Source organism: Butyrivibrio sp. X503 (assembly GCF_003625475.1).
Classification (GTDB): Bacteria; Bacillota; Clostridia; order Lachnospirales; family Lachnospiraceae; genus Butyrivibrio.
Window position 1 is genome coordinate 251,542 of record NZ_RAIQ01000003.1, and the last position, 16,719, is coordinate 268,260.

The 16,719-nt window shown below is 39.9% G+C and carries 11 protein-coding genes; 2 read left to right on the top strand and 9 right to left on the bottom strand.

Annotated elements, in window-relative coordinates:
- Positions 1-22: 22 nt before the first annotated feature.
- The 8 genes from D6853_RS06590 to D6853_RS06625 all read right to left on the bottom strand — a co-directional run bounded on the left by D6853_RS06590 (position 23) and on the right by D6853_RS06625 (position 12,924).
- A complete protein-coding gene (locus tag D6853_RS06590; protein ID WP_120657240.1) occupies positions 23-220 on the bottom strand; it encodes a hypothetical protein in 198 nt (65 codons plus the stop codon).
- 210 nt (positions 221-430) lie between these two features.
- The gene (locus tag D6853_RS06595) at positions 431-2,164 is read right to left on the bottom strand and encodes an Hsp70 family protein (RefSeq protein WP_158588683.1); all 1,734 of its coding nucleotides are present in this window, start codon (positions 2,162-2,164) and stop codon (positions 431-433) included.
- Positions 2,158-4,374 (bottom strand): hypothetical protein, encoded by a 2,217-nt coding sequence (locus D6853_RS06600; protein WP_120657241.1) that lies wholly within the window; start codon positions 4,372-4,374, stop codon positions 2,158-2,160. Before D6853_RS06600 ends, D6853_RS06595 begins: the two co-directional genes overlap by 7 nt.
- Positions 4,346-6,571 (bottom strand): hypothetical protein, encoded by a 2,226-nt coding sequence (locus D6853_RS06605; protein WP_147367722.1) that lies wholly within the window; start codon positions 6,569-6,571, stop codon positions 4,346-4,348. Before D6853_RS06605 ends, D6853_RS06600 begins: the two co-directional genes overlap by 29 nt.
- A gap of 94 nt (positions 6,572-6,665) precedes the next feature.
- Positions 6,666-7,832: a transglutaminase domain-containing protein gene (locus D6853_RS06610; RefSeq protein WP_120657243.1), complete on the bottom strand. Its 1,167-nt coding sequence runs from the start codon at positions 7,830-7,832 to the stop codon at positions 6,666-6,668.
- A gap of 173 nt (positions 7,833-8,005) precedes the next feature.
- A complete protein-coding gene (locus tag D6853_RS06615; RefSeq protein ID WP_120657244.1) occupies positions 8,006-10,468 on the bottom strand; it encodes an adenosine deaminase in 2,463 nt (820 codons plus the stop codon).
- Positions 10,469-10,560: 92 nt separating this feature from the next.
- Positions 10,561-12,084 carry a flotillin family protein gene (locus D6853_RS06620; RefSeq protein WP_120657245.1) on the bottom strand — a complete coding sequence of 508 codons (1,524 nt, stop codon included), beginning with the start codon at positions 12,082-12,084 and terminating at the stop codon, positions 10,561-10,563.
- A 138-nt stretch (positions 12,085-12,222) separates the two neighbouring features.
- Positions 12,223-12,924 (bottom strand): hypothetical protein, encoded by a 702-nt coding sequence (locus D6853_RS06625; RefSeq protein WP_207667208.1) that lies wholly within the window; start codon positions 12,922-12,924, stop codon positions 12,223-12,225.
- A 115-nt stretch (positions 12,925-13,039) separates the two neighbouring features.
- Here D6853_RS06625 and D6853_RS06630 point away from each other — a divergent pair, with 115 nt between their 5' ends.
- Both D6853_RS06630 and D6853_RS06635 read left to right on the top strand, forming a co-directional pair.
- Positions 13,040-13,516, top strand: a complete 477-nt coding sequence (locus D6853_RS06630) for a methylglyoxal synthase (protein WP_120657247.1) — start codon at positions 13,040-13,042, stop codon at positions 13,514-13,516.
- 166 nt (positions 13,517-13,682) lie between these two features.
- Entirely contained in the window at positions 13,683-15,182 is a 1,500-nt protein-coding gene (locus D6853_RS06635) for a hypothetical protein (RefSeq protein WP_147367725.1), read from the top strand.
- A gap of 123 nt (positions 15,183-15,305) precedes the next feature.
- Here D6853_RS06635 and D6853_RS06640 read toward each other — a convergent pair whose 3' ends face one another.
- Positions 15,306-16,700, bottom strand: coding sequence for a hypothetical protein (locus tag D6853_RS06640; RefSeq protein WP_120657249.1), 1,395 nt, complete (start codon positions 16,698-16,700; stop codon positions 15,306-15,308).
- Positions 16,701-16,719: the final 19 nt, after the last annotated feature.

The following is a 16,719-nucleotide window of genomic DNA, read 5'->3' on the forward strand; positions in this document are numbered from 1 at the left end:
ATGCGCAATGCAGAAACTTTTTTCAAGTGCGCCTATCTGTTGTGGGCTCAAGTAAAACAGCGCCGTCCTTCTGAGCATCCTCTGCTGCCTCTGCGCTTGTAGCCTCTGTTGCAGCTTCGGTAGTCTCTGCCGCCGCTTCTGCAGATGCCTCTACGCTTGACTCTGCTGCAGGCTGCTCGCCCTGAGTCTTTGCACATCCTGCGATCATTGATGCGCACATCTGCCGCGTTCTACAGCAGTGCTATCTTCGTACAACCAGTTCCTCGTGGCTTGGATATCCCATGTACAGCGACAGGCAGGTCTCCCGGCTGATCGAAGCGTTCTCTGCATAAAATCCGCGGCGCCCAGCGCCTTCCCTTTGCTGATTTTTTTATACACTTTCGAATCACGGTGACGAGTTCGTGCAGGACTTACACCGGCTTCATACATTTTATAAATCTTTATCATCTGAAGTCTCACTTAAATACTCTTCCCAGAGATTCTCTTTCTCACTTGCAAAGCTGAACATATTCTGTTCAACCTTTTCAAGCTTGATCGAAAACAATAAAGCAGCCTTCTTACATTCGGTTACCGATGCCGTATTTAAGAAATTATCGAACATCACTATTTCTTTTTCCAGGAAATCTCGTTGCCACTTATTGCCTTCCTCATACAATCTAAGCGCCTTTTCCAAAAGATACTTTATCTCCGGAATTTCTCTCGGATCCTGCTTCAGCTCATCCATTCTGAGCTTTAACTCAGCGTATTTGTCCTTGCTGATTCCTTCAACCGCACCTCTGTTTCTGTGAATTTCGACGCCGTTAGCCGGGCAATATATGTCTATATCGAAAATTCCGTTCAGATCATATGAAAACCGCACATCGGCGTATACTTCTCCTGCCGGCCTGGGAGGTATCTCAAGCTCTATAACATCCAGCTTAAGATTGTTTGAGGCTTTCAGCTTTTCGCCTTGGTATATATTAAATACAAGCTTTTTTTGCATATTACTTACAGTAAAATATCTTCTCTGCTTGCTGGCCGGAAGAATCTGATTCTTAGGAATAATAACCGACATCTTATCACCGAGCACCTCTGTTCCAAGCGAAAACGGACAGATATCGGTCATGACAATATCTTTTACGTTATCCTTCCTAAGAGATATTCCGGTAACAATGCCCGCGCCTCTGCAGACAGCTTCATCAACATTTCTGTCGAGTTTTACCTTTCCGGGGAAAAGAGATTCCATATATATTCTGACACTTGGCATCTTGGATGATCCGCCAACCATGATAACACCCGAAATGTCCTCAGGAGTTATGCATGCATCGTTCATCAGTCTCTTTAGTACTATCGTAAGTCTCTTAAAAACAGAGGCAGAAATATCAATAAATCTCTGCTGATCAAGTTCATAAGTATAATCCTGTCCGTTTATGGTATAAGTATTTGTTATATTGTCTTTGGATGAGAGTTCTATCTTGACGGATTCCCCATAATTAACCAGGATTGCCCTTGTTTTCTTATCAAGCGTCTCCCAATCGAAACCGAATTTCTTGCACATATCAAATGCAATCGCCTCATTGAAATCTTTTCCTCCGAGCCTATTGTCACCCGAAATATTGCAGATCTCAACCATGTTTGCAAAGGCATCAACAAGTGTTACGTCCAATGTTCCGCCGCCAAAGTCAAACACTATGAATTTTTCATCCTTATCCAAGTTTTCAAAATGGTAGGATAATGCTGCAGCCGAAGGCTCGTTGATAAGCTGAGTCACAGTGACACCCGCAGCCACTCCGGCAAGTCTCGTTGCCTCTCTTTGATGATCGTCAAAATACGCCGGAACGCTTATTACCGCATTATCCACTTTTTCTCCGAGATATTTTTCCGCATCAAGGATCAGCTTTTTTAACACCATCGAAGACAGTTCAACCGGAGTAAACGAACCGTTTTCCCCAAGTTCAAATCTATCCTCTCTTCCCATATGCCTTTTGAACTCGCAAGCGGTCACATCCGGATTCGTCACCAAACGTTCCTTCGCAATCTTACCGACAAGTACTTTTCCATTGTCAAAAGAGACAACGGATGGAGTTAGGTATTCTCCAAATTCATTCGGAATCAGTTCGACTCCTTTTTCTGTCCATGCACTAACCAGTGAATTGGTAGTGCCCAAATCAATTCCTACTAACATGCCAACCTTCCTTCTATATTACGTATTATTTCTCCTATTACGTTTTCATCCTGATAATTGGTGATCTTGCGGCAAAATGTTTTCTTCTTACCGTCCTTCATTTTTATCTTTAGTAAATGTGATGTTAATCCGCGTCCCATTTCAACCGAATCAACTTCAACGAGTGGTATTATCTTTAAAGTAAAATTACTGCATGATACAAAATAATCATCCAACACATACAACGAGTAAATATTATTAAAATATCTATTTTTCTTTAGCATCTGTATTCCCACTTCAACCAGTAACTTAGTCGGGTATCTATGGAAACTGTACAGAGAATAACCTGTCCATATCGAAGATACGATCAGTATTCCAAGAAGAAATATCGAAAAGTTCATATCAGAATCTTCTATTCCATACTGTTCAATGCCAAGGATCATTTGAATCATAAATATTATTGTCATAAAAAAAATTATGCAGGCTGCCGTATACGTCTCTTTAACTTCTTTTGCTATTATAAATTTTCTTCTGAAAATACCCGGCTTTTTATATTTTAACTTTTCATATTTCCTCCTTATCTCTTCATCTTCCGAAATTTTGATAATCTCCGCTCTTTTGGAGTTAATATGATCAATTACGGCATTCGCAAAGAAAACCGAACGGATATCATAAGAAACCATTTGGCCTTGATTAAAACATATCTTAAGCCCCGGCCAAAAATCATCTTCTCTCTTCTTATCCGGTTTAAGCCATTGTATATATCTTATCGGCACAATCTTTGGTTCCGAATTCGAAAAATAAAGTATATATTTATCGAAAATATAGAGCCAACCGCCGGTAACATAAAAAGCTTTTCCTTTTATTATGTCTCTAAACAGTTCTCTTTTTACATGTATCTTTAATAACAATATGATAAAATCAAAAAACATCCTTATAAGAAAATAAGCAAAAAAGATTAGCGAAAAGACGCATGCGGTAAAGCCCAAATAAGTAATGATATGTAAAAAGGCATCAAGCGTGGAATCGGTGACTGCCCTTGTAAAAATATTAAACGAAAGACCAATCACGCCTACCAGCAAAAGCACTGCGACTTTTTTTAGTATGTGAATTCTTTTTTTACTTATCGGAAGCCATATTTTATAAAAACCGTTTAATTTTCTGATATAGCCCGTTTCACCGGAACGACATTCTCCAAGATAAGTACATTTACTATTAATCAAATAGCCCAGAATCAAACGATAATGCTGATTTGTCGGCGCAAGAGTTAATATTACTTTTTTATCGGAGTCGTAAACAGTAAGCCTATCATTCCACCGATTGACATCAAAAGATAGTTCTTCATAAAAATAATACTTTATCTCTTCGGCTGTAAATAAAAGCATATCGTCGAAAAGCGTTATACGAAAAGGCTTTTTAAACAGCTTTTCTATTTTTGATAATGGCTCAAATTTCGCTATCGGAGCAGTCCCGTCCAAATGCCTATAAAAGCATTTTTCAATCTGGTCGTTAGTTATAACCTCTTCTCTACGCGCAACTGCAGCGCTTTCATTTTTTATAGAAAGAAGCTGCGAATGAAGGTTACCCAAATCATTTTTCTGTATTTCATTGAAAATAAGCTTTTCAATAACTTCATAAGCATCTACATCAAGATATTCGGATTTTTTCAGAATATCCACCAAGCCTGAAACAAACGCCGGTGTTATCTCCTCCTTATACGGGGATTGCAGCCATTTGTAAGTAATAGCCTCCATTACCTTTTTATGCCCGTAAATCTTATAATCCCCTGAAGAAGTAGGAATCATATCACGAAAAAGCTTTAGCATTTTCTTTTGTCTGTCATTCAGTGTTTCCATATCCGAAACACTGCTAAAATCCAACTTCGTCCTGTTTGCGGCTTCGTCTTTATCCCTTAGATCATATTTGAGATCTTTATCCTTTTCCTTGCTGCTGCCGAGATTGAATTTGAATTCTTTATCCTCTTCCTTGCTGCTGCCGAGATTGAATTTGAGTTTTTCATCTCCGGTATCAAAAGAAATAACTCTGTATGCAGGAGCACCTTCTTTTTTCGAGAGTTCGATCGCAAGCTTATAGCTGTCCCTAAGCTGCTTGAATTCCTCCGGATGCTCTGCCGGATGATACTTCTTGGCAACCTCTGCATATGCAGCTTTTATTTTGTTTATGTCTTTTGTAGGCTCCGTTTCAAGCCAATCCCAAATGCTTTTTCTCATCTAATTTACACTTTAATTCACTTATTATTTCATCCACAACAGTTCGATCACTATTTTTTCCGTAGTCATTACAGAACTTCCACATCTTGCCGTCTTTTGTTTTTATCATGAGTACATAAGAAGGCTTTGCGCTTTCTTCGACTAATGATATTTCATATGGTTGCTTTTTCGGAGGTTTAACGTCTTCTCCGCTTACGGATTCTATTTCATTAAAAGGTATTATAGTCAGTGTATAGTGCCTAAATGAAACAAAATAATCATCAAGTATATACAATGAATATTTCTCATTGTGATATCCAATATTTTTAAGAATCTGAATCTGTGCATCGATAAGTATATTTTTATGATATCTTCTGAAACAACGAATGATATTGCCTGAAATCGCCATGGATATCAATATTATCGCAAAAGTAATCAATATAGCATAATATTGAAAACCACCCTCACTTTTCACAAGCACTTTATCATAGATTAAGAAAAACGCTGCCATGATACCAATAATTATCATCATAACAGCCCCTTGATAAGTATTTTTCAGATTTTCCATAATAAGGTATTTACTTATAAAAAGTCCGGATTTTTTCAGCTTTAATTTTTCGTACTTATTCCATTTTTCTTCTTTTTCCGCTATAATTTCCTTTTCTTTTAACTTGGCGAACAGAACATCCAGTACAGCTCCTGCGGCTGAGCAGGAATTAACATTACAATATACGGTTCTTCCATCAGTAAAAGCCATTTTCAGTTTTGAACTGACGCCTCTTTCACCGTATATCTCCACCCGGATCAAGTTCTTTATCAGATCAATACTGCTTCCATCACGCGTATAGTACATAATATATCTGTCAAAGATATATATCCCTCCGCCTTTAACATATAAAGCTTTTCCTTTTTTTATGTCACGCACAAGCTCAGGCATGGCACCGGATTTTTTTAGTGCTCCGACTGTTTCTCCAAGCTCAAATATTAAGATTACCGAGAAAAATCCGGTTGACATTATACCGGCAATGGCAACCATCAATACTACTATAGTTAAAACGGTGTGAAGTATTCCGCTTCCGGACAAAATATTGGATCTTTGCACCAGTACGTAAAATATTCTCGACAACAAAGCTATTGGGCCGCATATTACTATAATTATTGTTTTATACTGAAGCGGCAGCCAAACTTTAAAGATACTGTCCAGTTTTGAAATATAATCGCTTGCGTCAGATTTTTTCGCGCCTAAGTACGTGCTTTTATTATTTAGCAGATGTTCCAAAACCAAACGATATCCGGGATTATACGAAGGAATCTTTACAATTATTTTTTTGTTATGATCATATATTTTAAGAGCATCGCTTCTTTTATCGATGTCATAATAAAGATCGCTGCAAAAATAATACTTAACTTCTTTTCCTTTAAACAGAAGTATATTATTGACCAAAGTAACCTGAGATTTCTTTTTATACTTATCCAGAGCCTTTATCTGCGGTCCCAAATACACCACCGGCGCAGGTTTATCCAAAAGCTTCAGAAAGCATTTCCCAATCCGCTCCATAGTAATATCCGCTTCATTGCGAGTCACAACCGTGCTTTCGTTTTTCAGCAAAAGAAATTGTGAATGAAGCTCCTTAAGATCATTATCAGTTCCGTCTCCAAAGATAAGATCTTCAATAACTTCATATGCGCGTGTGCTAAGCAATTCGGATTGTCTGAGGATATCTACCAGATACGAAACAAAAACCGGTGTTATCTCCTCTTTATACGGAGATCTGTCCCAATTATAAGTAATGGCCTTCATTACCTTTTCATGGCCATAGATTTCAGGCTGACTCGAAGCAAAAGAAATCATGCCCGCAAAAAGATCTAGCATTCTTTTTTGTCTGTCGCTTAGATTATCCGTAAAAGAAATCCTGCTAAAATCAAATTTCAGCTTGGCCGGCTCACTTACACTTTTTCCCTTTATTTCAGATTCCTTATCTTGAATAACCTCTTCGACCTCGAAAGCTTTTACCTCTTCAAAAAACTTTTCTTCAGGATCATCTTTATGTTTTTGGGCATACCTGATAGCAAGCTTATAGCTGTCCCTAAGCTGCTTGAATTCCTCGGGATGCTCTGTCGGATGATACTTCTTGGCAACCTCTGCATAAGCTGCTTTTATTTTGTTTATGTCTTTTGTAGGCTCTATTTCAAGCCAATCCCAAATACTCTTTTTCATTGCTTTTCCCACATTCACGCTTCATTTAAATAAAAGAGCAACTCGTTAGTTGCCCTCTTATCGTTATTAGAATATTTTTTTCATAATATCATTATCAATACTTATACTCAACGTTATTACCGGTTTTGTCGGTATATGTCAGTATATCTTTGTCAGAGTCGATTGAAACAAATGTAGTATCACGTAAGAAATCGAACTTATCACTTGTTTCCGTAAAAGGATTTCGGGAAGCAAATTCACCGGCGTTAACATCAAAAATATAGACGCCATAATCTCCGCTCATACTTTCATGACGTTTTTCCGAAGACATCAGGAAATAATCAAGAGGGAGTGAATCGCCGTTTTCGCTTCTAAGTCCCCATGTAGGATCACTGTAATAGTACTCGTTGCCAATCTTTACATATGCCCAAGCATGAGCGCCATCAGAAGATTGTACTACGATAGCATCAACTCCGCACTGAAGAAGCAGATATACATAAGAAGGTGCCAAACCGGAACAGATGCCATTCCTGTTTACGAAACAGTTGTAAGTGCCGTATCTTTCAAAGGTCTCATCGTCCGGTACCGAACCGTCAGCCATATCATGTCCGTAAGTAAAATTCTTAGAAATGTAATCATAGAGATAAAAAGCTTTCTCGAAATCGCTGTAATCACTCTTCACACATTCCTTAAGGATGCTCTCTATATCCGCTTCGAAAGCTTTTTCTTTTTCAAGGAATTCCTCTTTTGGAATCCAATAGCCAATTCCACCTTTACCGTCCTGATAATTGAACTCATTACAGCTATCCATTGTTATCAAAAGAGATGCAACAGGGAAGTACTCACCCCAGATTGCAGGATTCGTACAAAAATCAAAAGCTTCCTGGCTCGGGCACTCAAAAGTATCTTTTCCCTCTCTGAGTGCATCAATAAAATTATATAAAGCATCCCAGCATTCCTGCGGATACTCGTCTTTAAGCAAACCTGCACCAACATAAGGATTAAACAAATAATTACCTTCGGAATCAATGATAGGTTCTCCTTTATGCTGTGTAGATACTTCAGTCACATCCTCGGAACTACCCGTAGAACTGTCATCAACGGTACTGCTTGTAGAACCGTCATCAACTGTGCTTCCTGTCTGTGAATCGTCGCCTGTAACCTCGGTAGTACTGTCTATAGATGCTCCGGTGTTACTTCCGGAATCTGTTTTTCCTGTAAGGCTACATCCCGTCATTGCTAATGTGAGCGCTAAAGTTGCGCATATAATTCTTTTTTTCATAGTTTCCTTAACCCTTCTTTCCCTTTTCCGTCTTTAATCTAAATTTATGGTACGCAGAAAATATATCACATAATTTACAAATTGTAAAGCATTTGTTACATATGTGTTTGCTATAATGTCATCCAAAGCAAAAAAAGCACAAGCCTCATATCAAAAGCTTGTGCCTTATATACCTATTTTCTTCTTGAACTTAAGAATATATCCCAATCTTTCAGGTAAGATTCTATCGGAACAATCTCATCAAAAATATTTACATATCCCTTAAGAGATTCCGCCTTGTATTTAAGAGTCTTGGATCTGCCCCAGACAAGAATCTGCGCCTTTCCTTTGCCGTTCTTGGCTTCCTGGATGAGATTGGCGGCCGCGCTGTTTCCGTCAAAGGCAACGACCATCGAGGGTCTTCTCTCAAATATCTCGTAGTTAAAGCTCTTGTATATTCCCATACCCTGAGCTTCAGGCGAAACACGTATGCTGACTCCCGCTACGATCAGCTTGTCTCTCTCTGCCTTTGAAATAACGGCGGGAACGACGGCATATATCTTAAAGCCTTTTTTATTATGTTCGACCAGATACTTCTCATATCCGGAAAGCTTATGACCTATGACAAAGCAGATCTCTTCAGGTGAAAAATGTTTAATGAGAGCGTCAAGCTGTGCTTTTCCTTCGGGTGTAACCCTCGTTGCTCTCTTCTCCGTATTAAAGCTTCCGCCAAGAAGAACGACCGGTGTACAATCCCAAGTGATCTCACTGATATTCTCTTTTAATTCCGTATAAGCATCAAGCCCGTCACTCTTGGCCAGCTTCTTACCGATCTTAACGGCCTTCATCTTTTCAAGGAGCACTTCCTCCATATCGCGACCTGCAAGAAGTGCATTGTATCTGTCCGTCTTTTCAAAAAAAGCTTTCTCACTTCTTTCTATAACTTCTTCCTCCGACCTCTTCATAAGAAGCATATCTTCTTCGGAAAGGTCTAAAAGCTTTTGTAAAGAAAGCTCTTCATCTATTGAGTTTGTTCCGTAAAGCGCCGCTCCGTCCGTTCCCTGAACGCACTTTATTCCTTGCTTTAGATAAGCTCTGATAGGATGCTTATCAAGTGAATTAAGGTTATTTAATCTGACATTGCTTGTAAGCTGGAACTCAAGCACCACACCGTTTTCTTTTAGCTGCTTAAGCACGGCTTTTCCTTTGGCCGATCTCGGACTGTAAGTATAAAGTCCGTGTCCAAGGCGCATGTATGGCATCTTCTGTCCGGACGCCAGAGAATCTTTTACACAGGAAATACTGTGTGCGATATTATCCTTCTGGCTGTCATTCTCGCCCGCATGAACTCTTATAACAAAAGACGGGTCCTTGGACGCGATCTTAACTATCTCTTTAAACGCTGGCTTTAATGTGATTATGTCGTTGATCTCTTCTCCCACAAAATCGCAGCCCGCAACGTACGGATCAAGCGCCGTCGCTTTAAGTACTTCAAGGTTCTGCGCAAGGTAGTCTGCAGGTGTCACGGCGTCTTTTATAATGGTAAGAGGAATCCTTCGCATTGCGGCAAGAAAGCGGATCATCACACCCGTCTCCCTGTAGATCTTGGGCATAACCTCATGAACCTGTCTTAGCATTTCAAGTGACTCGTATTTTTTTACAAGCGTTGTATCGCTTATCTCGGCGTACTTTATGCCGTATCTTTTATAATTTCTCGCTATCCAAAGGAGCTTGTCCTGAAAGACAGTATTGTTGCAGTAGTCGGGATTCTCTTTATCGCGCAGCATTTCTTTAAGAGTCTTTTTGACGTCTTCATCGGGAATCTGCGACACATCTCCGATGTCTATCTTATCCTCGCTCTCCTGTCCCTTGGTAAAAACATATCTGTAGAGATAGACCTTCTCAAGGTTGGTAAATACAGCCTGTCCGTCCTTGATCACAGAGAGCGATCCTCTTATCTTAACGATGTTTAGCTCCGCGTTGTCCAGGTTATTAAGTATAAGATCCGCGAAGTTTATGAAGGTCCTGTCGTTTATCTTTCTGTCGAGGTACTTGCCTTGAAGATCCGAATAAACGAACTGCCTTGCAACTTTTTCTCTCTGAGCGTTTACCTTTTCCCACTGCTCGTCGGTGAGCTTTAGATCGAGTTTTTTGACATAATATAGCGGATATCGTATCTGATGATAGATTCCGAGCGCTATAAGCACATCCGCAGGCAGATTGCCGTTCATATGCGTGTGCAGATCGGAGCGGAATTTAAGATCTTTATTTATAAAGGTCTTAAATATGATCTTATCTTTTTCAAGGCTGTATTCCTTGGACTGACTCATAAGCGTCTTGGCGATGGCGGGCATAGTTGCAACAACATTTACGCTTCCGTCGGGATAAATCCTTGCTACTTCCGTATCACCCAGGGAAAAGATATAGCTCTCTTCGTTACTTCCATCGATATAGCAGGGAACCTCGCCCTTTATCACAAGCATTCCGTTGGCGTCCTCTGAAAGCGGCAGCTTGAAGGTTCTCGCAAGATTTCTTATAAGATTTCCCGAATGATGATTGGGCGTTGACAATATATAAAAGAGCTTCTCAATATCCTTATAAAGACTCACTATTATATCTTTTTCATTATCAAGAAAAAAGCATGTGAAATACGTCATATAGGCTCTCCCTTTACGTAAAAATAGCGTGAATATTTGTATTCATTATACTACAAATATTCACGCTACTATTTACTCATAGCTTTTTTAGATTACTTTGATTCGTTCTTATCAACCTTGATATCTACGCCTGCGCCGTTAAGATTAATGTTCTTATTAACCTTGGCATCATATGTGCCGGCCTTCATGATTTCGGTGAAATCAACGCCCGTAGCTTCCGACATGGTATCAAATACCTGCTTCATAACAATAGGCATATTTCCTGAAATCTGGCTTGCGCCGTTTGTTCCGTCGCCTGTTCCGTAGATGTTGATCTTGTCGATCTGAGAAAGAGGCTTTGCAATCTCTGCAGCCATCTGAGGCATGATCTTGATCATCATCTCAGCCATAGCAGCACCGTTGTACTTCTTGTAGGCTTCTGCCTTTTTCTCCATTGCCTCGGCTTCAGCGATACCTTTTGCCTTGATGGCTTCGGCTTCCGCTTTACCTTTAGCTGCGATACCTGCTGCCTCGGCATCGTACTTAGCTTTGATACCTGAAGCTTCCTGCTCAGCCGCATATTTCTGCGCTTCAGCCTGAGCTTTTTTAGCATCGGCTTCACGCTCCTGCTCGTACTTGGCAGCTTCAGCTTTCTTCTGACGCTGAATAAGTTCAGCCTCAGCTTTTTTCTCAGCCTGGTACTTCTCGGCATCGGCTTTTTTCTCAACCTCAGCTGCAAGTTCCTGCTGCTTTACAATAACTTCTTTCTGCTTAAGTTCGGCTTCGCGTTCTGCTCTTGCGATCTGGGCATTAACAGTTGCGGCCTGAATGGTCTTTTGCTGTTCCTGCTCCTGAATTGAATAAGCTGCGTCTGCTACAGCGCTTGCGGTATCGGCCTGCTTTTTAAGTTCAGCCTGCTTGATGGCAAGTGCGTTGTTCTTTTCGGCAATCTCTGTCTGTGCAATAACTCTTGCATCGTTGGCTGCTTTGTCAGCCTCTGCCTGAGCGATCGCTACGTCTCTGTCTGCCTGTGCCTTAGCAATAGCCGCATCTTTCTTGATCTTAGCTGTGTTGTCCATACCAAGGTCATTTATAAGACCGTTCTCATCAGTAACATTCTGGATGTTACAAGAGAGGATCTCGATACCGAGCTTGTTCATATCTCTTGAAGCCTTCTCCATAACCTGATCTGAGAAGCTGTCTCTGTCGGTGTTGATGGTCTTAAGAGCAAGTGTACCGATGATCTCACGCATGTTACCTTGTAAGGAATCCTTAAGGTCATTTGTGATCTGCTCGGGTGCCTTGTTAAGGAAGTTCTTAGCTGCAAGCTGTATAGCTTCCTGGCTTGTACCGATCCTAACCTTTGCAACAGCATCAACGTTTACATTGATGAAGTCGTTTGTAGGAACGGACTGCTCTGTTTTGATATCGACCGTCATCTGTCCAAGATACAATTTATCGACTCTTTCAAAGAACGGGATCTTGACGCCTGCACGACCTATCAAGATTCTTGGCGCCCTCCGCATACCTGAAATGATAAATGCTTTGTCCGGAGGCGCCTTCACATATCCTGCCGCAACTACGATAAGGATCACGGCAATAATTGCTGCGATAATAATAAGACTAATGGTATTCATACTGTTCCTCCTTTAATTGAAACATGTTGTTTTGTATGAATACATTGTATTGTAGGCGACATGTGGGATACATAGTGACCTCAGCAAAAAGCCACGACCTATTTTTCTTTTTCGGAAAAATAAATCGTGGCTCATATTTTAATTTGATATGTGCTTTAAAAGTTCTTCTATAGATAGCTTTTTACCTGTCTGCCTCTCATAGATCTCATCAAATGAAAGTCCCTGATCGGCAGGATTGAGATCGACGTCCTTGGTCTTCTCTTTCCATCTGTTTCCTTCGGGAAGGAACTTGTATGCGAGATTATGCTGCTCCCACTCATAGGCCATATCATCCGCAGTTCTGTATGACTGCATATCACTTCCGTGAACAGGATGCTCCGCGATAAGTGCCTCACAGATAATGGTAATATCCTCGGTATTGTCTATAAGATAAGAATCAATAACCTTCCAGTTATCTGCGGTGTAGATCGCGGAAAACTCCGTTCCGTTATAGGTGAAAGCGTAGTTCTTGGTTCCGCCGTCGACGCTGTGTAAGTTAATGTCAGCCGGTGAGCTGAGTACGCCACCTCCAAATGCTGAAGAATTAACGTTAGATTCGTTTTTTTCCTCATCAGGGGTCTCTTCCGTCTCTTCTTCATCGGAATCCGATGCCATAACGCTCTGAACCTTAGATACAAACTTCGAAGCAACTTCGGAAGCTTTCTCGCTGTCGTCACTGTCATTTCCGGCAAACAACATCACACAGCCCAATCCTATAAAGCCTATGCACAAAAAGATTGCCAGTGTTTTTATATATAGCTTTATTAAGCTCTTTTTTCTTTTCATTCTTCGATTAGTCATAGCGCAATTATATTCCATCATATAAAAAAGGTCAAAATCGTCCTACTATTAAAGCATATAAACCCTTTACACAGCGGCTATATTGTTGTATTTTGGACAGGTAGGAGGATATAATATGTCAGAGACTATAACACTTACAATACCAAGACAAAAAACTATCGCTCTCATCGCCCATGACGGCAAAAAGGGAGAGCTCATACAGTGGTGCAAAGCCAATGCTCATACACTTAAAAAGCATTTTCTGTGCGGAACGGGAACAACAGCCCGCATGATAACAGATGCAACCGACCTTCCGGTAAGAGGCTACAATTCAGGTCCTCTCGGAGGCGATCAGCAGATCGGTGCTAAGATAGTGGAAGGAAAGATCGACTTTGTTGTTTTCTTCTCAGATCCTTTGACAGCGGCTCCTCACGATCCCGACGTAAAGGCTCTTATGAGGATCGCACAGGTTTACGATATTCCTTTTGCAAACAACAAAGCGACAGCGGACTTCCTCATCAACTCAACACTTATGGATGAAGAGTACGACCATGACGTCATAAACTTCAAGCAGAACATCGCAGAAAGAGCCGAGACTCTTCCGACAGAATAAGATAAGCGCTCTGCTATGATATGTGCCCTCTTTACCGGACAACCGGTAAGGAGGTTTTTTTCTGTCATGAAAAAATCCAAAAAATTTGAAATGTCACTTAGGAATTTTGAGATTATCGGTGTCTATATATATGAAAATATTTAATCAGGATTCCAAGGAGACACATATGAAAAAAAGAAATAATAACAATCCAACAGTTGTAGCTCTACTTAGTTCAATCTTGCTTCTAGTACCAATTTTAGTCAGCTTAGCCACTCCCACAAAAGCACATGCCTCTATTTTGGCTCAACCAGTTCCTGATCTGGGCGAAAATGAAAGCGGAAATATTGAAGAAGATCAAATTATGGAAAATAACTATGGCACTGTTGAATACAATGATGGTTGGCTTAACAATAACTTTAAAACTGTAGAAAATAATAATGGAAGAATTAGTGATAATGAGTCCGGTGGAATAGTCGAAAACAATAATATTTCCGGTTCAATCATTCAAAACGATGGAACTGTTGAGAGCAATTCCGGTTCTATCTCAACAAACGATGGAACTGTTGAGAGCAATTCCGGTTCTATCTCAACAAACAATGGAACCGTTGAGAACAATCTACCCGGAGGCTCAGTTTCAGGTTCTAATGGATCCATAATAAATAATGATGGAGGTGATGTTGCCTCAACGGGTAGTAGTTCTTCACAATTTGTAGCTATTACCAATTATTATTCAGGGACCTTGTCGGTTCCGGAAAATAGTTCAAAAATCAAAATCACCAACAACTACTCTGACAACGCCTATGATTCAGGTGAGATCACTGATACAAACAGATTCCACTCTGTAACAGTAGAAGGTGCCAATAATGCAGACGTCACATACAGCAGACCTGAATTCATACATAATGACTACAACAACAAAGAATATTTACAGGTCAAAGAGAACGGCGCACCTAAATCCATAAGCGGATCCATAACTATTAAAGCTAAAAACGGTTACAAGATCTCGGATGAAGGCGTAATGAATAATGAGATAGGTCAGCTTGCTTATACTCTAAACAGAAATACCGACGGTTCTTATACTGTAACTCTTATGAATCTCAACGGAAACGTGACAGTTACTCCTGCAAATCTTCATCTTATTATTTCTGCCATTGAAAATCAGAATAATACTCCGGGAATAACCGGTGGCAGTACAACACCTATAACGATCACAAAAGCAAATATTGCTGAAGTTCCTGCTAATAATAGTTCGTCAAATAACGCTTCTGCCTCATCAAACAATGGATCAGGAGTAGCGACACCAAACTTTACACAGGAAGCAATTAACAGTATTCAGGCTCAGGCACAGGCACAAGCTTCTCTTGCAGAGCAAACCGGTACACCACTGCAGATCCTTGATATTTATTTTGATAAAAAGATAGATATAAACCCTATGCTTATAAGATATCTCTGCGAGCAGATCTCTCTCCCTAAGAGATGCCACTTTAATTACAATGATCAGCACTACGTGCTTTTCATCCCCGCCTTTGATATCTCTGCTCCTGCATACCAAGACGGTCTGGATATGCTTGATAAAGAGCCTGCAAAAACTGCTGGTTTCTTAAGAATTGAACAGTTATTCAAGCCTTTGGGATTTGCCACCAATATCATTGAGGAAGAAGAAGCTGAAGCAGTTTTGCAATAATAAAGCATAAACAACATTTGCCCCCAATATTCTAAATATTATTTCATAAAAAGAACTCCACCCTAAGCTCCATCTAGGGTTGGAGTTCTTTGTTTACCAAATGATTCAAATAACAATAATGATTTATAAAGAGTTTAACACTGCTCCAAGTACTTTGATGTTGTAGTTTTTGCAAAGTTCAAGCTCTTTTTCTATATCCTCGTATCTGGACTTTCTAATGGTCTCAAGCAGGACAATTCCGTCAGATGCAATAGCTTTATCAAGAGTTTCGGGATCTGTGAGCATGCTTAAGCCTTTTTCCAGCTTTACATTTTTCTCCTTTACCTTATCTATTATCTTAATCTTAATGGCTTCAACATTTTCATCCATATAAGATGAAACAATGAATACATTGGAAGAAGGAGTTGTTCTTGCAGTAGCGCAGATTCCGCTGCTAAGCATATTCAAATTATCCGCATCGAAGTTTTGGACAGTTCCGATTACAGGTATCTGAAAAGCATACTTGAGGTCATCTTCGGTCTTTACTGTAGGTGACAAAACGTACATAGCGCTGTAAATGATCACCAAAGCAAATGCTGCAGCTACACATCCGAAAATACCGTATTTCAATACAGATTTTATTTCAAAACCTTGTTTTTCTTCCTTCTCTATCTCTATACCGTACTCAATGTCTGATTTATTCAAAAGCTCTGTAAAATAGCTCTTTTGATTGCCGTTCAAATTACCCGTAACTGACATCATTGAATTATTTATTTCTTTAAGCTGGGCGGTGATACTATCCTTGCTGGTAATGATGTATGTGGATTTCTCATAATTTGATGAAGTAGTGGCTATAGCAATGTCATGTTTAACACTCTTGGCTACATCACCCGATTTTTCCTCGATTGCCTGCATAAGCTGGCTTAGATTATCCTTACTTTCATCCAGAGTTCGTCCGTATGCAGTTACTGTCATAAGACTGCATCCATCTTTTTCTATGGAATAAAGCTCACGAATATATCTGTCATCAAGCTCACTTCCCATAGCCTTTTTAACCTTATCAACAGTTTCTTCTTTGTTTACTTCAACGGTATACAAATTGATGATATTATCGACAACACTTTTTTCTGAGGTATTATTGATATTTGTGATAGAACCGGCTTCAGAGTTAGCTGAATTAAGCGGACCATAACCGCTCAAAACGTAGGTACATGTGCTTTTGGGCGCATTATATCCATCAATCTCCATAAGAGGAGACTCGTTCTTATACTTCAAGACCTCATTATAGCGATTAAAGTATGTCGTATACGTGTTTACCGATGAATTTACTTCATAGATTTCTTTAGAAGTCAAAAGAGGTTTCACTGAATCTTCTTTCTTGTTTCCGGAATCATTCGACAAGTTTTCCTTCATAAATCCGTAGCCAGAACCCAAGGTACAACCTATCACCATGACTATAACGAAGAAACGCATATGCCTTACTAAAAAAGAGAATAGATCCTTCAGATCTATTTCAAGACTATCTCTGTAGTTATTCATAATCACTCTTCCACCAATA